Source organism: Micromonospora sp. NPDC007208 (assembly GCF_042869175.1).
In the GTDB taxonomy this organism is placed as follows: domain Bacteria; phylum Actinomycetota; class Actinomycetes; order Mycobacteriales; family Micromonosporaceae; genus Micromonospora; species Micromonospora foliorum.
Map to the genome: position 1 here is coordinate 1 of NZ_JBIAFG010000036.1, position 4168 is coordinate 4168.

The window sequence follows — 4168 nt, forward strand, 5'->3', positions numbered from 1 at the left end:
TGGGGGGGGGCGTCCCCCCCACCGCGCCGCTCCGACACTCTGTGGTCCCGCCCCCCCCCCCCCCCGTGGGGGGGGGGGGGGGCCGCGTGGGGGGGGGGGGGGGGGGGGCCCCCCCCCCCCCCCCCCCCGACCGCTCACCTCAGACCTCTTCGACCGAGCTCGGCTCGCGCCGGGACAGGTCGATGCCCAGCTCCTCAGCGGCCCGGAACACCTCGTCGTCGGTCTCGCGCATTTCCAGGGCCACACCGTCGCTGGAGAGCACCTCAACGTTGAGGCACAGCGACTGCAGCTCCTTGAGCAGCACCTTGAACGACTCCGGGATGCCCGGCTCCGGGATGTTCTCGCCCTTGACGATGGCCTCGTAGACCTTCACTCGGCCGAGCACGTCGTCGGACTTGATCGTGAGCAGCTCCTGCAGGGCGTAGGCAGCGCCGTACGCCTGCATCGCCCAGCACTCCATCTCACCGAAACGCTGACCACCGAACTGCGCCTTACCACCCAGCGGCTGCTGCGTGATCATCGAGTACGGGCCGGTCGAACGAGCGTGGATCTTGTCGTCGACCAGGTGGTTGAGCTTCAGGATGTAGACGTAGCCGACCGCGATCGGGTCCGGCAGCGGCTCGCCGGAACGACCGTCGAACAGCTGCGCCTTGCCGGTACGCCCGATCAGCTGCTTGCCGTCCCGGTTGGGCAGGGTCGACTCGAGCAGACCGGAGATCTCCTCCTCGCGGGCACCGTCGAAGACCGGGGTGGCCACGTTGGTGTCACCCTCGGACTCGTGCGCGTCGATCGAGCGGAGCTGGCGCTTCCAGTCGGCGTCGTCGCCCTCGACCTTCCAACCGGTCTTGGCGACCCAACCGAGGTGGGTCTCCAGCACCTGGCCGATGTTCATCCGGCTCGGCACGCCGAGCGGGTTGAGCACGATGTCGACCGGGGTGCCGTCCTCAAGGAACGGCATGTCCTCGATCGGCAGGATCTTCGAGATGACACCCTTGTTGCCGTGCCGGCCGGCGAGCTTGTCGCCGTCCTGGATCTTGCGCTTCTGGGCGACGTAGACCCGGACCAGCTCGTTGACGCCCGGCGGCAACTCGTCGCCGTCCTCGCGGGAGAACGTGCGCACACCGATGACCGTGCCGGTCTCGCCGTGCGGCACCTTCAGCGAGGTGTCCCGAACCTCACGCGCCTTCTCACCGAAGATCGCGCGGAGCAGCCGCTCCTCCGGGGTCAGCTCGGTCTCACCCTTGGGCGTGACCTTGCCGACCAGGATGTCACCGGGGACGACCTCGGCGCCGATCCGGATGATGCCGCGCTCGTCGAGGTCGGCGAGCATTTCCTCGCTGACGTTCGGGATGTCGCGGGTGATCTCCTCCGGGCCGAGCTTGGTGTCCCGGGCGTCGACCTCGTGCTCCTCGATGTGGATCGAGGTGAGCACGTCCTGCTGCACGAGGCGCTGCGACAGGATGATCGCGTCCTCGTAGTTGTGACCCTCCCAGCACATGAACGCCACCAGCAGGTTGCGTCCGAGTGCCATCTCGCCCTCGTCGGTGCACGGACCGTCGGCGATGACCTGACCGGCCTCGACGCGGTCGCCCTCGAAGACGACCGGCTTCTGGTTGACGCAGGAGCCGGCGTTGGAGCGGCGGAACTTGTGCAGCAGGTACGTCCGGCGGTGGCCGTCATCCTGGTGGATGGTGACGTAGTCGGCGCAGAGATCCTCGATCACACCGCCGACCTCGGCGACCACCACGTCGCCAGCGTCGACCGCGGCCCGGTACTCCATGCCCGTACCCACGAGCGGCGCCTCGGCCTTGACCAGCGGCACCGCCTGGCGCTGCATGTTCGCGCCCATCAGTGCCCGGTTGGCGTCGTCGTGCTCGAGGAACGGGATCATGGCGGTCGCGACCGAGGTCATCTGCCGGGGCGAGACGTCCATGTAGTCGACGGCACCGGGGAGGACGTCCTCGGTCTCGCCGCCCTTACGGCGGCAGAGCACCCGCTCCTCGGCGAACGTGCCGTCAGCCTTCAGGCGCGCGTTGGCCTGGGCCTTGACGAACCGGTCCTCCTCGTCCGCGGTCAGGTAGTCGATCTGGTCGGTGACCCGACCCTCGACGACCTTCCGGTACGGCGTCTCGATGAAGCCGAACGGGTTGACCCGGGCGAAGGTGGACAGCGCGCCGATCAGGCCGATGTTCGGGCCTTCCGGCGTCTCGATCGGGCACATCCGGCCGTAGTGGGACGGGTGCACGTCGCGGACCTCGAAGCCGGCCCGCTCCCGGGACAGACCACCCGGGCCGAGCGCGCTCAGCCGACGCCGGTGGGTCAGGCCCGCCAGCGGGTTGGTCTGGTCCATGAACTGGGACAGCTGGGACGTCCCGAAGAACTCCTTGATCGCCGCCACCACCGGGCGGATGTTGATCAGGGTCTGCGGGGTGATCGCCTCGACGTCCTGCGTGGTCATCCGCTCGCGGACGACCCGCTCCATCCGGGACAGGCCGACCCGAACCTGGTTCTGGATCAGCTCGCCCACGGTACGGAGGCGCCGGTTGCCGAAGTGGTCGATGTCGTCGGCCTCGTAGCCGTCCTCACCGGCGTGCAGCCGGCACAGGTACTCCACGGTGGCGACGATGTCGTCCTCGGTCAGCGTGCCGGTGGTGATCGGTACGCCGACTTCGAGCTTCTTGTTGAACTTGTAGCGCCCGACCTTGGCGACGTCGTACCTCTTCGGGTTGAAGAAGAGGTTGTCGAGCAGGGTCTGGGCGTTCTCGCGCGTCGGCGGCTCGCCAGGGCGCAGCTTGCGGTAGATGTCGAGCAGGGCCTCGTCGGCGCCGGCGATGTGGTCCTTCTCGAGCGTGGTCATCATCAGCTCGGACCAGCCGAACTTCTCACGGATCCGCTCGGCCGACCATCCGATGGCCTTGAGCAGGACGGTGACGGCCTGCCGACGCTTACGGTCGATGCGTACGCCGACCGTGTCGCGCTTATCGATGTCGAACTCCAGCCAGGCACCCCGACTCGGGATGACCTTGACGCTGGAGAGGTCGCGGTCGGAGGTCTTGTCCGGCTGCTTGTCGAAATACACGCCCGGAGACCGGACGAGCTGGCTGACCACGACACGCTCGGTGCCGTTGATGACGAAGGTGCCCTTGGGCGTCATCATCGGGAAGTCACCCATGAACACCGTCTGGCTCTTGATCTCGCCAGTGGTGTTGTTGGTGAACTCCGCGGTCACGAAGAGCGGAGCGCAGTAGGTCAGGTCCTTCTCCTTGCACTCCTCGATCGAGGCCTTGACCTCATCGAAGCGCGGCGCTGAGAAGGAGAGCGACATGGTGCCGGAGAAGTCCTCAATGGGACTGATCTCTTCAAGGATCTCCGCGAGACCCGAGCGTGCGTGCGGGTCGTCCGCCGACCGGCCCTGCCAAGCCTCGTTGCCGACGAGCCAGTCGAAGGACTCGTTCTGAATGGCAAGGAGGTTGGGGACCTCGAGGTGTTCGGTGATCCTGCCGAATGAAACTCGGCGGGGAGCGAATGCGCTCGACGTACGACTGGTCTTCGCAGGGCGGGAAGCTGCCAAGATGCGTCCTTCCGAGGACCGGTGCTGCAGAACGGCTGGTACGCGTGCACTCCAATGACCCCACCAGAAATATCCGTAAACGGACATTTCCGAGCAGGGGTCAAGTCGGAAGGCAGCGCAAACTAGCAGTGTAGCCGAGAGGCTAACCGCTGTCCAGCCCACCCCGCAGGTTGTTTGCGGAGCGCGCCTCGGCCCCCGTCAACCGGGGTCTGCCGGGCCGCTCAGAACGCAACTCCCCACTGGGCCGCTCGGGTTCCAGCGGCCGATGGTGCCGCCGCTGTCATACCCACGTCGTGGCCGTCGCAAGCGCGGTGTCTTGCTGGTGTCAGCGTGCCTGGCAGCCCCGGGCCGCGTCAAGGGCCGGTATTCCCCTTGCTGCGTGTTTCCCCCTGGAGAGCGACCCGCCGCCCTCGTTCCGGTCGGCGGAGCCGCTGGTCGGAGCCCAGCTCAGGGCCGATCGGAGCCAACACCACCAATACGGCGGGGGGGGGGTGGGGGGGGGTGAACCCCCCCCCCCCCCCCCGGGGGGGGCCCCCCCCCCCCCCCGGGGGGGGTTGGGGGTACGTACGGGCCAATTGGGGGTACATTGGGCCCGCA

1 protein-coding gene is annotated in these 4168 nt (G+C 67.9%); it reads right to left on the reverse strand.

Translation table 11 applies throughout. The features are described from left to right. Positions 1–139 precede the first annotated feature (139 nt). On the reverse strand, positions 140–3571 hold the full coding sequence (locus ACFYL6_RS33145; protein WP_238660443.1) for a DNA-directed RNA polymerase subunit beta: 3432 nt from the start codon (positions 3569–3571) through the stop codon (positions 140–142). Positions 3572–4168 lie beyond the last annotated feature (597 nt).